The organism is Chryseobacterium rhizosphaerae (genome assembly GCF_003385455.1).
Taxonomy (GTDB): Bacteria; Bacteroidota; Bacteroidia; order Flavobacteriales; family Weeksellaceae; genus Chryseobacterium; species Chryseobacterium rhizosphaerae.
Map to the genome: position 1 here is coordinate 20,621 of NZ_QNUF01000014.1, position 17,632 is coordinate 38,252.

Sequence of the window (17,632 nt, forward strand, 5' to 3'; positions counted from 1 at the left end):
GAATTAAAAAAAATCGTTCTATATCCATTTAATTAGTTTTTGTCTGTTCTGCCATTTTTTTTGCCCGCCAATAAGATCTTGGGTTATTGAATCCTGCCAATAGAGCTAATTCTTCTTGATTTTTGCCCTTATGCTCAGGAAGACTTTGAAGATATTCCACTTCTTTCAGCCTCCATAGATTGTTATATTGCGAAAAATTAACGCCGTATACCTGATTGATAAATCCTGATAAATACGTTCTATTGATCTTAAAATACTCTACCAAATCAATAATTTTAAAAGATAGATTCAAATAGGGTTTATACGTTTTATAATAGTCTTCAAATTCAGACCTGCTCAAAAGCTGAACTTCTTTTTTTAGCTCTTCCTGAATGTTGGGATCTTCATGCAGCTGCTCGTTGTATACTGTTATGATCTCACCTCCACCTACCAATAGAGCATTTTTCTCACCAAAAGGCAATATGGTGTAGCTCTTCATCAGCATATAATATACAATAATAATATGTTGTACAGGAACCAGTACTGCCATGAATCCATACACATGATACACCTGAAGCTTAATCCCAAATAAAACGGCAAATATTACCCGCAGCCATACAACAAGCTCTATCCAACGCATTGGCTTCCATTTCTCTTCTCCATATTCCTGTATTATTCTCTTTTTATACAGGATGATTCTTCTGGCTATTATTATAGAGTAATATAATGAGAAAAATAAACTCGAAAGATAAACATAAGGCAGAAACAAAGTAGCAATAGCATTGTCTGACAGCTGTTCAGTAAAAATATAAGATATCATGAAGACTCCTGAAGCCAACAAAAGCATCAACGGTATAATATAATGAAACTCTATATGCTTTGGTCCATTTTTTTCGACAGGACTCAAGATCCGCATAAAATGATAAAAAACCACCTGATTAATCTGGAGCATAAAGCCCATCAGAGGAGCAAAATACTTCAGGGTATGATCATAAAAAGTATAAATCTGTAAATACAGCCAGACAAAGCTCATCAGGATAAAATAGATACACAGTAATTTCCTGGCTTTACGTTCTGTTTTGGTAAGTCCCTGCCGGAATGCAATGGCAAACAGCATCCCAAATGTAAGTGAGGATACCATGGGTAGAGAAATGTATATAGTTTTTAGCAGTTCCATAACAAATTAAATACAGACAAAATAATCTAAATCATACCCCATTCAGTACAAAAATATGAAATTATACATGATGAAAATAAAAAATGGATTTCAATTATCTGTAATAAATGTTCAATATTATCTCTTCCAATCTTTACAGTACAAAAACAAAGGTATATACCCTATGCATCATTAGTTTGCAACTAAAACACAAAGCAATAATTATCAGTTACTTAATATAAAAAAACGACTTATCACTTTATATTTATTCTTGTTATATTTTTGAAAATTGAATCCATTAAAATTTTCTGAATCCAGGTCAACAGTTCTGTTCATGGGATTAACCGGAAGTAGCTTTAATAATAGCATTTACCTCAGTTTTTCCAATGGCAACCTGTGCATAACCAGACATTCATAAAAATATGCCAATAACCAGGAATATTTTCTCAATTTTGTATTCATCACATTCTTTATAATCAGGAGTTATATAATCCTTTTATCATCTTTACGATCTATATTCTTGAGATACATTTTTTTCCATTTAGCAATACTATTGCGGCTGATTCCAATACTCCTTGACATGGCGACATTGGTCATATTATTCTGCTCCTGGTGATCCAACATTTTGAGTATAGAGGTCTTATCATAAGACCGATGCTTTTTTTCCTGTATACTCTTTCCAAAAATAATTTTGTTCAATGCAATTATATCAAGAGCCAAAAGCTTATCACTTTCCAGGATCTCCCTACAGAATTCTTTTTTTTCAGGATATTTCATTTCGATCATATCTGTATAAATCTTTTTATAATCCGGCATTTCTTTCTTGTTTATGTTTTCTTTTTTTAAAAAGTTCAAGATTCTTCATTCTTATTTTCAATACTAAAAATAGTTTTGAATATTCCCATCTGAGCTATGCAAAAGAGAGTTTATCCTGATAGATTTTAGTGTTTTTTTTTCCGACCTGAAAAGCCCACCGAAATACGTTATTCTAAAATAGGCTTTCTTAATAATTTCGCCTTCAAAAATAAGATACAGCTCCCTGGAGGTTTCCCACCATTCTGCTTTGAGTTCATATCTCCAGAAGTCGGACTGAAAGAAGTTGAATTCAGAACCTAATAGCTGCTTTATATCGGTCTTTGTAAGACCGTGGATAGCAATATCTACGACATCATTTTTATTTTTCTTCATAAGCTGTTTTTTATTCCCCTCAGAGGATTTACATACAATACCCTCACCCCTATATACTGTACTGTATCATCTTCAAAATCAATAATCAATATTGTTTTTCTGATAAACCATGATACTTCCAATATATAATACCACCTATTTCCATATTCCTTGTCGGGATAACCATTCATAGTTTCATATACTTTATATTTATTTTTGCCAAGCAGATGATATTTTCTGGTTTCTTTATTTATGTTCATTCCTATAAAATTTCCGGTTATTTCATGTATCGTCGTGAGATTCCGCCACGGAGAAAAAAGGACGATCCTTCCTATTTCACATCTTCCATGATATCCATTTTTAAGTTTGATTTCAAGGTGAAATAATTGGTCATTACTGTTGAAGAATTTTGGTTTCCAACATGAAGATAGTTGTGAAAACCTTTCCGTATTCTACATTAATAGAATCGTTGTCCACATCCGCACTTTCTGAGGTATAGATTGATGCGTAATCCCCGGCTAGTTATTTACCTTCCCTGGAATCTATTACCCTGATCACTTCATACAGCGACCAGCCTATTGCCGATAAATATCTCGCCACCCTAAATGGCAAATGGTGATTCAGAAGTAGCCGATAGCTCTACTCCTATCTGAAAAAGGTTAAATTATCCTGCTTCCATAGTAGCATTCAGACCATCAATTTGCACCATATAGACATCATGTCAACACTGAAGCTAATCCCTGTCTATCTTATCATGCAAACTTTACTGAAGTTTGATTTCAATACCCTTCAAATAGGGTCTTATAGCTTTAAAGAAAAAACTTTGACTGTCTTGTTAATTCCTCTGTCTGTATTTGGAGATCCACTTATATAATGTAGTTTTAGGAATTTTGTACTCATTGATGACCTGCTGTTTTGTTTTCTTTTCGGTGTCAATAAGTTCCAGAATAAATTCGATAATCTCCGGGGTATAAATATTCTTTCTAAACTGTGGCAGCACACTTGTGGATTCTACATTCATTTTCAGAGCAGGCATAGGAGCATATAATATCATATGCTGAGAATACAACCTGAAAAAATCATATTGCAATAACTTACTCCAACGCAACACAACTTCTGTATCCAGTGATCTGCACTGATACATCTTTTCTATCTCTGCCTCTGTAAGCTTCATGAATTTCATCATCCTATTACTACCGATCATGCGCTCCTTTACCATGCGCTTAATACAGGCTCCTAAATGTATATTTTTAAAATCCTCCACTTTTATGTTATTATTATGCTTTAGTTGATTTTTTCATTTTACAAATCTTGAGGAGGAAAACCCTCCTCAATCGCCGGCTGCTTATGACATTTTTCATCAACCTGTGTAGGTGTTCATCAAATGCACTTTAATCATCACTCACAACCCGCTGATTTGCAAAAAACTTGAAAGTTAAATTTGGGAAATCGTTATTTTTTTATAACAGTGCAAAATTATTTTGCATCATAAATAGAATCGCAATAAAACATAAAAATCAATGCTGACATTTTGTAAAATCGAATTTTACAATTTAGCAACACTCACATTTTCAAATACTAAAGCCTATTCTTTAGATATATTAAATATAATTCTTAAAATACCTTATAATAGCAATGTCGACTAAAAAAACAACTTCTTCAGCTTAGAGAGATCTGATTTATAAGGTATAGTAAACATGTATTCCGCAAGATAAAAAAAGAAATAACTCTCCAAAAGTATACTAAGTTTTAAGTTAAGAATAAATAACAGAATTGCAGATCCTGGAATTATGTGGTTCAAAAATAAACCTCAAAAAATTAGCTTACCAACCCATTCTTTTTAAAAGTAAATCTACCTTGTCCGGTAACATAGTATACAAAAGATATTTCAAAAATATTCTATACCTACCTACTCGGTATTTGCAAATATCAACCAAGGAGTTTTTGATATTAGATCATGCAGGCAAATACAGAACACGATAAACCCTATCAAGAGTTTTTTTAGAAAAAAATGAAGAATATTTTTTGATTTATTTCAAATGAATATTTTTTTTGGAAAATAAATTTAAATTTTTATTACAATTCACCAGACATAATAAATTACTAAAAATCAACAAAATAACCAAATCGTAAACGTGATTTTACAAAATATCAGAGCTGATTTTTACATTTTTTATTTGTGTTTTTATATCAAGTTTTAATTTTGCCACCTCAATATTTCAGGATAACATTTATTTTTTTAGATCGAACAGCAATGATTAAAAATTGTTGCTTCTCTAAATCCTCCAATTCAAAAAATACAGCAAGTACATCTCAATGTATTTATACAGATTTAAAGCAGGCTGTTGACGGTATATAAAAAATGCAGATGGTGAAAAGACACACAGATGATGAAAAAGTATACCCGTGAGACCCTCCTCCATGATAGCCTGCTTTTATTCTGTAATAATAAATAGGTTGAAAATAGACCAGTTAAACAGAATAATATTAGCATAATGATGAAAAAAACAAGTAAGAATCTGCTCGTGGCAACAGGAATTTTATTGAACATTTCTGTGTATGGCCAAATTGGTATGGGTTCTCCAACACCAAGAGGAGCTCTTGATATTAACAAGAAAGACGGAGACAAGTATAGCTATGATATGGGATTGGTACTGCCTACCAATGACGCAGCTGCCAAGATTAAAAATGCAGTTCCCAACACTTCAGTGGCTCCCGGAACGATTTTTTATGACAGTACCAAAGACTGTATAAGATTAAGACAGATTCCGGACTGGAGTGATTGCCTGGCTGCTATTGAAACTGTCCCTTCCGGTAGTGTGGTATCGCTGGTTTGTAATGATCCACAACTTATCATAAGCGGAACATTTGCTGCGGAAGTACATTCGTATGGTACTTTTACAATCAAGTATACCGGAGGAAACGGTAAATCATATCCGACACTAAATGTAGAATCAATAGCAGTGACAGGATTAAAGGCAACACTGGCACCAGGGTATTTTCAGACAGGAACTGGTGAACTTACTTTTGTGGTATCGGGAATTCCAGCTTCCGCAGGAGATGCCCTATTTGTGATCATGATAGGAGGGAAAAACTGTGTGGTCAGTGTACCGGTGATTGCTAAACCCAATATTGCTGCTTTGAATCCTGGCAAAACCTTTAACGCTGAAGATAAAATCCTTACCATCAGAAAAGACAAAAAGAATATTTCGATATAAAACAAACATAAGAAAATGAAAAAAATGAATAAAAAAGTATTCCTGATTGCAGGAGTTTTATTGAGCGTTTCAATGACGTACGGCCAGGTAGGCATAGGTTCGCCTGTGCCGCGGGGCGCTTTAGACATTAACAAGAAAGACGGAGATAAATACAGCTATGATATGGGACTGGTACTTCCAACCAATGCTGCTGCAAATAATATTAAAAATGCAGTCCCCAATAATGCTGTGGCTCCGGGAACAATCTTTTATGACAGTACAAAGGACTGTGTAAGACTGAAACAGACCGCAGACTGGAGTGACTGTATCGGAAATGCTGAAACGGCTCCTTTAGGCGTAATTCAGACGCTGGATTGCAATAATGCCACCATAAACGGAACATTTGCCGCTAATGTATATTCATACGGAACTTTTAAGATCCCATACACCGGAGGAAATGGCAAGTCATACCCTGCAGTGAGTGTAAGCTCATCTGGAGTGACAGGACTAACAGCAACATTGGCCCCAGGAACCTTTGAAAACGGGAATGGGACACTGACTTTCGTAGTATCAGGAATTGCTTCCGGAGAGGGAACAGCTGTATTTGTTATTTCAGTAGGAGGGCAAACCTGCCCGGTTATTGTAAATGTAGTAAAGAAACCGGATACTGGCGGAGGAGCATCTGGTTATGCAAGGATAGGATCTTATGGAGCAAACAGTATTTTGCTTACAGGTCAGGGCAATGACTATGGTGCACGCAAATTCACCAATCAAATGCGTAAAGAATCTAATTATGGCCCTGCGGGGATAAAAAAGATAGAAGGAATTTTTTATGCCACGCTGGAAGGTACTTCATATCCATATGATATATTTACTTTACAACAAGCAGCACTTAATGGAAATAGTTACACTCAGGTAAGGGATTTTGCAACTGGGAAAAAGATGAGATCTTCTTTTGATATTCTTGAGGTTGCCCATTGGGGAGTTAATTCCTATGTTACTCAAGAATCGCAGATTGAAAAAGATTTTGAATTGATCAGAGACTTTGTAAAAGCAGGAGGAGTTGCTATTATTGCCTTAGATAACGGGCCGTCGGCAAGTAAATTTTATCTTTACAAAAGTTATCTACTGAATAAATTTGGGTTGAATGGGTCACTAAGTAATGGCTCCTTGAGGTTATTTACCCAGTTCGCAGAGTCACATGGAAAAGTAAAGGAGAATTTCCCCGGTTCAGTACAAAATTTTGGTTCCGTTACTGAAGGAGATGAATTGGGTACTGGCTTAGCTAACCAAATGGGATATAGAGCAAATGATCTTCCTGCAGGGAGCACTGTATTTGCCGTCAATAAAACATATTCTGATTATGCTACGGTTTTTACATTAGGAGGGGAATATGAAGGTAGGGTTATCTTTGTAAATTACGGATATTTCAAGGGACCATTTGTGGCAAACACAGATTCAGATGTGGTTATAGATAGTGCACAGGAGAAATTCCTTCATAACCTTGTAGCATATGCCATGGATAAATCTAAGGGATTATAAAGAGATCAATAATCTTGCTCTCTGTTATATTTAATTTTTTATTTAGGGACTTTGTACTGGAAACAGGATGTTGGAAATCTTCCAATGTCTTGTTTCTGTTTTTGGATACATTAAATATGCTTCCAGGTCTCTCTCCTTTGTAGGAATGGTGATATTGTAACAAAAAAGGTCGTTGAAAAACATGCATTTTAAACACATCCACTTATTAACAAGCCATTACAAAGCAAAAAAAACGGACAAAACATTGTAAAAAATGCTTCATCCGTTCAAGTGACCGCAAAGATACAGTTCTCGAACACTTTTATAGAGGATTTGACTAAATTATCTGAAATTGATATATAATTAATGACATCTCGTACAAGTCTTAAATATCCACTTAAAGTTTTTCACTCCAATGTGTATGTCAATTTAGACAAGGGCAAATTATTTTGAAAAACAATTTTGTCTTTCTACATTGATAATCTATAAATCAAAAAGTTTTTATATTTTTCGTAATATAGTGGTACAAACTAATGAATGATGAGCACATCAGAGCAACATGTACTTAATTTTTGGAGAAATGTAGAGGTTTTCGATCTTCCTCAATTTAATAAAGACAGTTATCCACTTATAGAAAATAGCCCTTTGCCCTGGTTACAGGGAGAACGACCTGCAAGGAAAAACTACGTTTGGCAATACACTTTACTTTTTGGAAAATTAGATAAGAAAAAAGTGGTAGAAAAGATTGATGCCTTGTTAGAGGTAAAAGATGCCCAACCAGATTGGGAGCGATCAGTAACCGGAGATACTTGTCTTGCCGCTATCCTTCTGGATGACGAAGGCAGGCCTGATGAAAGAAGCTATGTTCTCGCATCCTATATTGCCGGAATGCAGGTGTTGGAGCAAAACAAAAATTGCGAAGAGGTTTCATCATTACTCAACACTGTACAAGAAGATTTTGAACTTCGTTACAATATTCCCCCTATTCCTGAAAATAAAACTGAAAGTGATGAAAAACCAGTAAGAAAGGGAAAGGTTGTAACATGGGAACTATTGCATCATGAATTGGATTACTTGCAAAAACAAATACAGGCATGGAGTACAGAGCCTATAAAAACATTCTTAATAGCAAAAGAGGTTCATAAGAATAACAAGCTGGAGGTCAATTTTCTGAACAGCTTTTATTTAGATGATCTTAATCATCTATGTTCTTTAGATTCTAAGAACTACAATAGATCATTACAGGAATACCTGAATCTTAAAAATAATGAAAACCAAAGAAAAGATGTTTTAGCTAATCGCAAACATTTCTTTGACTGCATTAACCCTAAAAATATGCCTGCCGGAAAATGGCCATCTTCACCATCGTATAGTCTTTATACAGCACAAGCTGCCGCAGTAAATAATTTGTTTTCTGCTTTAGAAGAAGATGGCGGAATACGAGGCATCAATGGCCCTCCTGGAACGGGAAAAACAACCTTGCTGCTTGACGTTGTAGCCGAAGTGATTGTTAAAAGAGCTATGCAAATGATGAAATTAGGATGCGATAATATTTTTCATAAGAAGTATGAGAAAATAGAAAAGGACGAGGGGTTTGCTGGTTATTTTCTCCTTAACAAGAAACTAATTAATCAATACGGTATTGTTGTTGCCAGCAATAATAATGCAGCAGTAGAAAATATTACCAAAGAGCTACCTTCTCTTGAGAAGATAGACGGTAAGGCTTTTCCTCATGCAGCCTATTTTACGGAACAAGCCCGGTATCTAACAAAAACATCCAATTGGGGAACCTTAAGTGCTGCATTGGGAAATGCAGAGAATAGAAAAAATTTTAGAGATACTTTTTGGAAATCTGATGCAGATAAAAACTTTATGGGTTTCCATGATTTACTTTACAACGTATATCGCAATAAAGAAAATGATCAAAGTGAGATACATCGTGCAAATTTTGAGACGACCAAAGAAAAGCTAACTGCTCTTTTGAAAAGTTTTAATGTGTTTCAGCAAAAAGCAACAGCATTCCATAATGGCTTAGCACAATATCAAAAAGATGTAGAGGAAAAGGCCAGTCTGGAACAGGAAGTAATCTCATTAGATTCTCACAAAGAAGTGGTAGCAGAAAAAAGTAGTGAGCTTGGACAACAAATAACGGAGCGGGCATCCTCTATCCAAAGTTTGCAAACCAACCTTCAACTATTACAAACCACTAAACCTGCATGGTTTTTTTTCCAGAAATTGTTTAAAACGTCTTCATATCAACAATGGAAGACGAAGGTTGAACAATACCTCGATCAATTTGATCGCCTACAATTACAATGCGGGGCCTTGCGTAAAGAGCAGCAAGAGTGTGATACGGAACTACTATCAATACAAACCAAACTGCAACAAATTTCAAAGCAATTAGATGCATTAAAAGGCTCTATAAGTCTTTATCTTGATAGGCAGGAAGAGCTTCATACTTTTTACGGCATTGCTGATGAAAATTTAGTGGACACTGATTTTGTTTCTCTGCCTATGAATGAGATACATAAAAGAATGCCTTACCACTCTGCTCAGATTGCCCAATTGAGAAGTGAAATATTTCTGTTAAGTATAGAACTTCATCAGCACGCTATTATGGCAAATGCCAAATATGTACGCAATAACCTTAGTCTTTTTTTTGAAATGCTTTCCGGATATACAAGTGTCCGGGAGGATATTGTTAACAATTTATGGAGTACTTTCTTTTTATGCGTGCCCGTAGTATCCACCACACTCGCTTCTGTCAGTCGTTTATTCCCGAATAAAGAAAAAGATCAAATCGGATGGTTGCTGATTGATGAGGCCGGACAAGCTACTCCACAATCAGCAGCAGGCATTATTAACAGATCTAAGCGATGCGTAATTGTCGGAGATCCTTTACAAGTTGAACCGGTGGTAACCATTCCGAAAAATTTGGTTTATAAACTCATGCAGCAGGAGAAGGTAGATAAAATATGGTCACCGGTACAAACTTCTGTGCAGCAATTAGCTGATCGAATCTCGGTAAACGGAACTTATATGCCTCTTGCAAATTCGGATGAACAGATATGGACAGGCTTTCCGCTTCGTACCCACCGAAGATGCGATAATCCGATGTTTGACATTGCCAACAAAATAGCCTACGACGGGCAAATGGTAAAAGACACCAAAGATGACACCAAAAATAAATTTATTGGAAACTCTACGTGGTTTCATGTGGAGGGTACAAATCTGATCAATAAGCACACACTCAAAGGCGAGATTGAATTGCTGAAAATAAAAATACAAGAACTAAAAGAAAGTAAGTATCAGGGTGAAATCTTTATTATTTCTCCCTTTTCTTTGGTGGCTGATTTTTGTGAATGGGAATTTCATAATGACCCGAAAATATCTTGTGGAACCATTCATAAGTTTCAAGGGAAGGAAGCCGATATTGTATTTCTTGTTTTGGGTAGTGATCCAAAATCTCCGGGCGCCAGAAACTGGGCTTCCGAAAAACCCAATATGCTCAATGTAGCACTCACCCGGGCAAAGAAACGCATCTATGTCATTGGCAATAAAAATTTATGGGGACAATGTGACTTCTATAAGGATATGTGTAATGCTTTATAAACGTAGAAAATATATTTTGCAGAAATTAATAAAACTAACCATGAATGTTTATAGGTTGTAGCTTTAACCAATACCTATTCAGGTCAATTACGGGAAACCATAATCTTGATAGCATTAACTTTTATAAATTAGTTTAAATAAAATCATGAAGAGTATAATGACGAAAAAGATTTCTATCAATGTGAAAAATATCATAGATAAGGGTAATGTGAAAAAAATCTAATAACTCGAAATATCATTATGAGAATATCAACAATTAAAATAAAAGGCTATAAATCGTTTGGCCCGAAAGAAACAACAATCTCCTTACAAGATAAGCTGGCTGGCTTTATTGGCTTAAATAGCTCAGGAAAGACCTCTGCATTGGAAACACTAAGGAAGCTTTTCGGCGCATCGCTCATGGAACGGGAAATCATCCGTTCGGACTTTCATATTGGAAAAGATGAAAACCCCGAGGATATTGCAGAAAGAGAGCTTTCCATTGAAGTAAGGATAGATTTTCCAACGGATGACGACGACTCGGTTCCTCATTTTTTCCAAGATATGGTCGTGGGCGGAGAAGACGAAGCCCCCTATTTGCGAATAAGGTTGGAAGCAAGCTGGCGAAAATCAGATTTAATACCTCAAGGTGAAATAGAAGTAAAAACCTATTTCATCAAAGCAGCAGAGGATGAGGCGGAAGATGCTGACACAAAGAAAATTTTCCCAAGCCATCTAAGAAGTCTTATTCAAATACATTATGTTCCTGCAATCAGAAAGCCGGGAGAGCAACTAAAATACGCCTCTGGTAGTATCCTGCACCGGCTATTGAAAAAAATTAAGTGGAATGAAGAGTTCAAAGAAGAGTTTGACACAAAAATAAGTGAGATTAACGAAGCGTTTAAGGGATTATCAGTGTTCAATACTATTCAAACTTCCATTACTTCCTTTTGGCAAAAATTCCACAAAGACGAACGTTATAGTGAAACAGCGCTAAGTTTCGGAGGAAGTGAGCTTGACACCATTCTCAAAAAACTGGAAATATCCTTCAGCCCGACAGGCACTCATAAGCCTTTTGGCATTGACGAATTGGGCGAAGGCTATCGTTCCTTATTCTATTTAACATTGGTATGTTCCCTTTTGGATGTAGAAGAAAAGATATCTGAAGAAGAAGATGGAGAAACCATTGGCATAACAAGGCCCCTACTTACAATCTTGGCCATCGAAGAACCGGAAAATCACATTGCTCCGCAGTTATTGGGAAGGGTCATTAAAATTCTTCAATCGATTTCAGAAAAGGAAAATTCACAGGTATTGCTATCTTCCCATACGCCTGCAATAATAAAAAGGCTTGAACCCGAGCAAATTCTTCACTTCAGAATTACAGAAGATTATGAAACAGACGTGAATCAAATAAAACTTCCTGAAAAGACAGATGAAGCTTACAAATATGTAAAAGAAGCTGTTCGTAATTATCCTGAAATTTACTTTGCCAGATTGGTTGTTATTGGAGAAGGCGACAGCGAAGAAGTGATATTTAACAGGTTGATGGATGTGATGGATGTAGACTTTGATGATAATATCATCACTTTTGCGCCGTTGGGACACCGTTTTGTGAACCACATCTGGAAGCTATTAAATGCGTTGCATATCCCATACATAACGCTTCTTGATCTGGACACAGAACGTGAAGGAGCTGGTTGGGGACGAGTAAAATATGCTTTGCAGCAGCTTTTGGGAATTGGAGTTAAAAGGAATGAGTTATTAAAGCTAAAAGGAGACAACATATTATCAACTCAGCGACTTGAAGAAATGCACACCAGAGATTTAGTAAAGACTTCTAAAACATTACAAGGATGGCTTGGACGGTTAAAAGAATATGATGTTTTCTATTCTGCTCCACTCGATCTGGACTTTCTAATGCTTACTCATTACCCCGAATTTTACAAAGCCGTCATTCCAAAAGGAGGTGGCCCTCAGATTCCAGACAAAACTAAGAAACCAAAAGAATTTGAAAAAAAGATGAACAAAGCAGTGCAAGCTACTCTTAAATCAGAAGATGCAACAGGCGAAACCTATTCGGACGAAGAAAAAGAACTAATGATCTGGTACAACTACCATTTTTTAGGCAGAGGAAAGCCAGCCACACATATTCAAGTATTGTCATCAATGAGTGATGAGGAAATTAGAGAAAACTTGCCTCCGGTGTTTACTAAAATTTTTGAGCGTATATCTTCCATTCTACAAACACATTAAGAAGATGAAGCGAATAAAACCGGAATTATGGGAACCTGCGGACGGTATGCAACTTGAACCGGATGCCCTTGATATTGCCAAAACCTCCAATAACCATTTAGTTGTTGCCGGACCGGGTGCGGGGAAAACGGAATTGTTGGCCCAAAAAGCCTGCTATCTTTTACAGACAAATACTTGCCCGTTTCCATATAAAATTTTGGCCATAAGTTTTAAAAAAGATGCAGCCTATAATTTAAAAGAAAGAGTTCGTGAGAGATGCGGAGACGAGCTTTCTAAAAGATTTGATTCGTTGACATTTGATTCATTTGCCAAGCAGATTTTGGACAGGTTCAAACAAGCGCTACCCGATGAATATAAAATTGAAAATGAATATGAAATCGCTGTAAAAGATCCTACTATTCTAGACTATTACAACACGGAAGATCCTGACTACACCAATACGGCCAACAAGAAGGATATATTGGCATTGCATGCTGCCCGGTTACCGCAAAATGAAAGTAGTTATGCAGAAAATATCAGGAACAGAGTATGGCAAAGAATATTAAAATCAAACCTTGCACCCTTGTCATTTCCAATGATCATGAGACTGGCAGAGCTAATTATTCTTGCCAATCCTAAGATTAAAAAGTACTTGCAGCAGACCTATAAATATGTTTTCCTTGATGAGTTTCAGGATACGACCGATATACAATATGATCTCTTTAAAACCTGTTTTCTGGAAAGTGATAGTTTTTTTACCGCCGTTGGTGACGACAAACAACGAATTATGATATGGGCAGGGGCGAAAAAAACGGTATTTGATGATTTTATTCGGAATACCAAAGCCATTCGTGTTCCACTTACCATGAATTTTCGTTGCGCCCCCCGGTTAGTTCACCTATTAAATCATCTCACGGAACATTTACTTGAAAAGACCGATTTTGCGACACCCTCTTCCAAATGGCATCCTGATCAGGGAGAATGTTTTGTTTGGGAATTTGAAAATCCTGCTGAAGAAATGGAGGTTCTTTTTCAAGAAATATCCCATTGGATTAAAGTTGATGGTGTGGATCCAAGAGATATCTGCATCCTTATTAAACAAAGATTGGAAGACTATGCCGGCAAACTGATTGAATACTTCAATGCTAACGGAATAAATGCTCGGGATGAAGGTAAGTTCCAGGATATTCTAACCCAAGATGTTTGTCTGTATATCATTAATGCATTTTATCTAATTTTTAATAGAAAGGATTTTGAAGCAAAAAAATATATCTTCGACTTTATAAGTAATCTTCGTATAGAAATAGAAGATGAACAATTGTTGCGACTTGAAAATGATTTAATGAAATTTATAAAAGAGGCGAGGAAAAAGTATGCTGAAATCACATTGAATGAAGATAGCATTAAAGCACTTGTTTCTGAAATCATTGCATTTGCCAATGTTGACCGGATAATGGCGTATTATCCAAATTATCGTAATCTTCGTGAACTAACTACTTCAATAGACAATGTTCAAGATGAACTAATTAAAAATTTTGTTTCTTCAAACGATATTACTTCTTCTTTGGACATGCTTGTAGGAAAAGATACGATCCCGGTGATGACAATCCACAAAAGTAAGGGCTTGGAGTATCATACCGTTATCTTTATTGGTCTTGAAGATGGCGCTTTTTGGACTTTCCAGCGTCAACCCGACGAGGATAAATGCACCTTTTTTGTTGCGCTTTCACGGGCTATGGAAAGAGTTGTGTTTACCTTTAGTAATCAAAGAGAAGGGCGTTACGGAATGCAGTCACAAACTAAAGAAGCAATCAAAATTATTTTTAAGGTACTTCAAGAATCTGGCATTGTAATGACAGAGAAGAAAGGGACATTACTATAAAACTTAACTTAACAGAATACATAGCGCCCAATAAAATACAATCCATTCAGCTCAACTTTTAATAATTCCCGTTTTCTTACTTCAGAAACAGGTCTTTAAAGAATTTACAAAGAGCGTTTACCCATTTGAATAAACGCTCTTTTTTTTATATGGCTTTGTCCAATTTCTTATGTATAAGGGAGATTGTCGTTAAAGTATCCAACGCTTCTTCTTCTGTTATTACAAAAGTGATCTTAGGTTCATGAGCCGTCGAATTTCTTATCATCCCAAAAATACCTTTGATTAGGTAACAAAGGCCAAGATGCTCGCTCCTATCTGTAGGCGTCAACATATTGTTTATGCGAACCAATGGACTGCTTGTTGAAAATACAGTATCAGCCAAAGCACTACCATCGGTGTGCAAACCTGTCATTTTTCTCAACCTATCTGCTACACTTTTGGTGGCTTCAAAGACTGCATGAAAATAATTTTCAACCAGTAATTCTGATTTGCAATAGTTGAATATTTCAACATGAGTACTACGGTTTTCCAATTTATGCTTTAAGCGGTTGGCTCTTTGCACAGCTTCAGAAATTGTTGTTGCTTCATCCACCACTATAAATTTCCCGTTATCTTTTAGTTCCACACCTATAAAGGCCAATCGTTTATTTATTTCCAATCTGCGATCATGAAATAATTCCTCATTCTTAACATACCTGACAGGATCCATTGCTTGTTGTATAAATCTAAGAATGGAGTTTGAACACAGCTCTTTGTTTTGACATTCTACGAAAGCGTTAAACAATCTTTTCCATTTTGTATTTGCAGGATCAATATCTTTAATCTGAACATTTGCCAGTAAGTACCCTATCTCTGATCCGGTTAAGCCATTACTTGTATCTGCAATTGTTTTGCATAGTGCCTCCAATATCTGGGCGGTGAACATGGGGCGTTTTATATTGTTTGCCATAACGTTAGTCGTCGTTTTATTTGTTTTAACAAGGTATAAAAATAGAGCATAGGAAATAGTCCTACACTATTCAACCTAAGTTACTCATTTCTTCCTACAGAGATGTGAACATTTAATTTCAAATAAATCAATACTATTTAAACGTTAATGTTTCATAAACCCTATATTTATGAAATCAGCGTATTTATATGTCAGAGTAAGTACTGACGAACAGAAGAGAAAAGGCTATTCTCTTCCTGAGCAGGAAGAAAGATTGTTGAAGTATTGTGAATATAACAATATTGAGGTTAAAGGAATTTATTGCGAAGACTTTTCAGCAAAGGACTTCAATCGGCCAGAATGGAAAAAACTATTCTTACAAATTAAGAATAAATCATCAATAGAAGATAAGAATATTCTATTTATTAAATGGGATCGATTTAGTCGGAATGTTGAATATGCTTATGAGATGATAGGTATGCTCAGAAAATATAGAACAACAGCAATGGCTATAGATCAACCAATAGATTTTTCTGTACCAGAAAGTACTGTTATGCTTGCTGTCTACCTATCAGTGCCTGAAGCAGAAAACAGCAGAAGGGCTCAGAATATAGCGAATGGTATTCGTCGGGCGAAACAAATGGGTAGGTATCCAAATAAAGCTCCAATAGGTTACATCAACCTGACATTATTGGACGGCAAAAAAATTATAGCTCCAAAGGAACCAGAAGCAGGCCTTGTAAAATGGATATTCCATCAAATTGCTAAGAATACCCAAAAGCTGGAAGAAATCCGAAAAATAGCCAATAACAAAGGATTATTATGTTCTAGATCCCATTTTTTCAGACTTATACGAAACCCAGTCTATTGTGGCCATGTAATAATCAGATTTAATTTTGAAGAACAACAAACTATAAAGGGAACACATGAACCATTGATTCAAGAAACATTATTTCATAAGGTCCAAAACATCATTACTACAAAAAGGAAAGTTACTGCAAAAACGGATGAACTAAAAGCATTGTTTTTTCTAAGGGGTTTCCTAGTATGCCCTATTTGTGGCCGAAAGCTTAGTGGAAGTTTTTCTCGAGGCAAGACAAAAAAATATCCATATTATCACTGCCAAGGATCACGTAAAACTAGGATCAATGCAATTCTTCTCAATACCTGCTACCAGAACAAACTTCAACAATTGGTCCTCTCAAATAAGGTAATTGAATTATTTAGTTATGTTTTAGATGATCAAGATATAAAAAAACAAAAGACACAATATTTATCTGAACGAAGTTTAATTGAAAGAAAAATAAAAGAAGAAGAATCAATTCTTTCCAAGGCTAGAAAGCTATTTGTTGTCGAAATATTTAAACTCGATGATTATAATAAGTTAAAAGCAGAAAATCGAGTTAATTCTAAATGCTTGCAAAAAGAGTTACAGGATATCAATACTAAATTAAGAAACATTGAAAGACAAACCAAGTTGCTGGGAAAAAAAATTTTTACTGACATTTTTCAGGGATTTTCAGACTTTGATATAGCTGATAAAAAACATCTTATAACCCTAATCCCGCCCCTTAATATTAACTTTCAAACAGGATATCTTTCCTTAAGCTTGAATGAAACCTTATCAAAAGTATTAGTGTTAAAAAGTAACCAAAAAATTATTAAAAATGAATTTTATTGATAAAAAAACTTCCGTTGGGCAAGCAATTATTATATTATCAAAGAATGGCATTCAGGCAAATGAGAGGGAAGCAGTTATTATATTAGATTTCCTATATCTTATTTCAAAAAATCACAAGAAATTACGAGAAAAGAAAACACAAAAACCTTAACAGGAGTTCGAACTTCAGAAAGACACTTTCAGATACACGTTAGAGTAGTTTTAAGTTTTATTTCACTTAGAAATTAATTGGTTTAAGTTTTAAAATCAAACTATTGACATTTGAAAAACAACAGCCTGAATAGCAATCTCTTAT

At 35.5% G+C, this 17,632-nt stretch carries 13 protein-coding genes; 7 read left to right on the forward strand and 6 right to left on the reverse strand.

Going from position 1 to position 17,632, the window contains the following annotated elements; all coding sequences use genetic code 11:
• Positions 1 to 28 precede the first annotated feature (28 nt).
• The 5 genes from DRF57_RS13105 to DRF57_RS13125 form a co-directional block, all read right to left on the reverse strand.
• A complete protein-coding gene (locus tag DRF57_RS13105; RefSeq protein ID WP_123863323.1) occupies positions 29 to 1,120 on the reverse strand; it encodes an AraC family transcriptional regulator in 1,092 nt (363 codons plus the stop codon).
• A 498-nt stretch (positions 1,121 to 1,618) separates the two neighbouring features.
• Positions 1,619 to 1,990: a helix-turn-helix domain-containing protein gene (locus tag DRF57_RS13110; RefSeq protein WP_241508024.1), complete on the reverse strand. Its 372-nt coding sequence runs from the start codon at positions 1,988 to 1,990 to the stop codon at positions 1,619 to 1,621.
• A gap of 24 nt (positions 1,991 to 2,014) precedes the next feature.
• Entirely contained in the window at positions 2,015 to 2,323 is a 309-nt protein-coding gene (locus tag DRF57_RS13115; RefSeq protein WP_115918916.1) for a hypothetical protein, read from the reverse strand.
• Positions 2,320 to 2,562, reverse strand: a complete 243-nt coding sequence (locus DRF57_RS13120; RefSeq protein WP_115918918.1) for a hypothetical protein — start codon at positions 2,560 to 2,562, stop codon at positions 2,320 to 2,322. The genes DRF57_RS13115 and DRF57_RS13120 overlap by 4 nt, the downstream gene beginning before the upstream one ends.
• Positions 2,563 to 3,137: 575 nt before the next feature.
• Positions 3,138 to 3,476 (reverse strand): hypothetical protein, encoded by a 339-nt coding sequence (locus tag DRF57_RS13125; RefSeq protein WP_307724817.1) that lies wholly within the window; start codon positions 3,474 to 3,476, stop codon positions 3,138 to 3,140.
• Positions 3,477 to 4,797: 1,321 nt separating this feature from the next.
• On the opposite strand from DRF57_RS13125, the gene DRF57_RS13130 reads away from it, so the two are divergent.
• The 5 genes from DRF57_RS13130 (at position 4,798) to DRF57_RS13150 (ending at position 14,728) form a co-directional block, all read left to right on the forward strand.
• Positions 4,798 to 5,520, forward strand: a complete 723-nt coding sequence (locus DRF57_RS13130; RefSeq protein ID WP_115918922.1) for a hypothetical protein — start codon at positions 4,798 to 4,800, stop codon at positions 5,518 to 5,520.
• A 24-nt stretch (positions 5,521 to 5,544) separates the two neighbouring features.
• The gene (locus DRF57_RS13135; RefSeq protein WP_123863324.1) at positions 5,545 to 7,041 is read left to right on the forward strand and encodes a hypothetical protein; all 1,497 of its coding nucleotides are present in this window, start codon (positions 5,545 to 5,547) and stop codon (positions 7,039 to 7,041) included.
• Positions 7,042 to 7,557: 516 nt separating this feature from the next.
• Positions 7,558 to 10,632 carry a DEAD/DEAH box helicase gene (locus DRF57_RS13140; protein ID WP_206607192.1) on the forward strand — a complete coding sequence of 1,025 codons (3,075 nt, stop codon included), beginning with the start codon at positions 7,558 to 7,560 and terminating at the stop codon, positions 10,630 to 10,632.
• Positions 10,633 to 10,872: 240 nt separating this feature from the next.
• Complete coding sequence (locus DRF57_RS13145) at positions 10,873 to 12,867, forward strand: ATP-dependent nuclease (RefSeq protein ID WP_115918926.1); 1,995 nt, start codon at positions 10,873 to 10,875, stop codon at positions 12,865 to 12,867.
• A gap of 4 nt (positions 12,868 to 12,871) precedes the next feature.
• A complete protein-coding gene (locus tag DRF57_RS13150) occupies positions 12,872 to 14,728 on the forward strand; it encodes a UvrD-helicase domain-containing protein (protein ID WP_115918928.1) in 1,857 nt (618 codons plus the stop codon).
• Positions 14,729 to 14,873: 145 nt separating this feature from the next.
• On the opposite strand, the gene DRF57_RS13155 is transcribed toward DRF57_RS13150, so the two are convergent.
• A complete protein-coding gene (locus DRF57_RS13155) occupies positions 14,874 to 15,677 on the reverse strand; it encodes a TIGR02391 family protein (protein ID WP_115918930.1) in 804 nt (267 codons plus the stop codon).
• Positions 15,678 to 15,846: 169 nt separating this feature from the next.
• On the opposite strand from DRF57_RS13155, the gene DRF57_RS13160 reads away from it, so the two are divergent.
• Positions 15,847 to 17,337, forward strand: a complete 1,491-nt coding sequence (locus tag DRF57_RS13160) for a recombinase family protein (RefSeq protein ID WP_115918932.1) — start codon at positions 15,847 to 15,849, stop codon at positions 17,335 to 17,337.
• The gene (locus DRF57_RS13165; RefSeq protein ID WP_115918934.1) at positions 17,324 to 17,488 is read left to right on the forward strand and encodes a PTS sugar transporter subunit IIBC; all 165 of its coding nucleotides are present in this window, start codon (positions 17,324 to 17,326) and stop codon (positions 17,486 to 17,488) included. Before DRF57_RS13160 ends, DRF57_RS13165 begins: the two co-directional genes overlap by 14 nt.
• The last annotated feature ends 144 nt before the right edge of the window (positions 17,489 to 17,632 follow it).

Excerpts from the sequence above, each read along its gene's own strand:
- DRF57_RS13105 (WP_123863323.1), bottom strand. The coding sequence starts at position 1,120 with ATGGTATCCTCACTTACATTTGGGATGCTGTTTGCCATTGCATTCCGG.
- DRF57_RS13115 (WP_115918916.1), bottom strand. The coding sequence starts at position 2,323 with ATGAAGAAAAATAAAAATGATGTCGTAGATATTGCTATCCACGGTCTT.
- DRF57_RS13120 (WP_115918918.1), bottom strand. The coding sequence starts at position 2,562 with ATGAACATAAATAAAGAAACCAGAAAATATCATCTGCTTGGCAAAAAT.
- DRF57_RS13125 (WP_307724817.1), bottom strand. The coding sequence starts at position 3,476 with ATGAAGCTTACAGAGGCAGAGATAGAAAAGATGTATCAGTGCAGATCA.
- DRF57_RS13130 (WP_115918922.1), top strand. The coding sequence starts at position 4,798 with ATGATGAAAAAAACAAGTAAGAATCTGCTCGTGGCAACAGGAATTTTA.
- DRF57_RS13135 (WP_123863324.1), top strand. The coding sequence starts at position 5,545 with ATGAATAAAAAAGTATTCCTGATTGCAGGAGTTTTATTGAGCGTTTCA.
- DRF57_RS13140 (WP_206607192.1), top strand. The coding sequence starts at position 7,558 with ATGATGAGCACATCAGAGCAACATGTACTTAATTTTTGGAGAAATGTA.
- DRF57_RS13145 (WP_115918926.1), top strand. The coding sequence starts at position 10,873 with ATGAGAATATCAACAATTAAAATAAAAGGCTATAAATCGTTTGGCCCG.
- DRF57_RS13150 (WP_115918928.1), top strand. The coding sequence starts at position 12,872 with ATGAAGCGAATAAAACCGGAATTATGGGAACCTGCGGACGGTATGCAA.
- DRF57_RS13155 (WP_115918930.1), bottom strand. The coding sequence starts at position 15,677 with ATGGCAAACAATATAAAACGCCCCATGTTCACCGCCCAGATATTGGAG.
- DRF57_RS13160 (WP_115918932.1), top strand. The coding sequence starts at position 15,847 with ATGAAATCAGCGTATTTATATGTCAGAGTAAGTACTGACGAACAGAAG.
- DRF57_RS13165 (WP_115918934.1), top strand. The coding sequence starts at position 17,324 with ATGAATTTTATTGATAAAAAAACTTCCGTTGGGCAAGCAATTATTATA.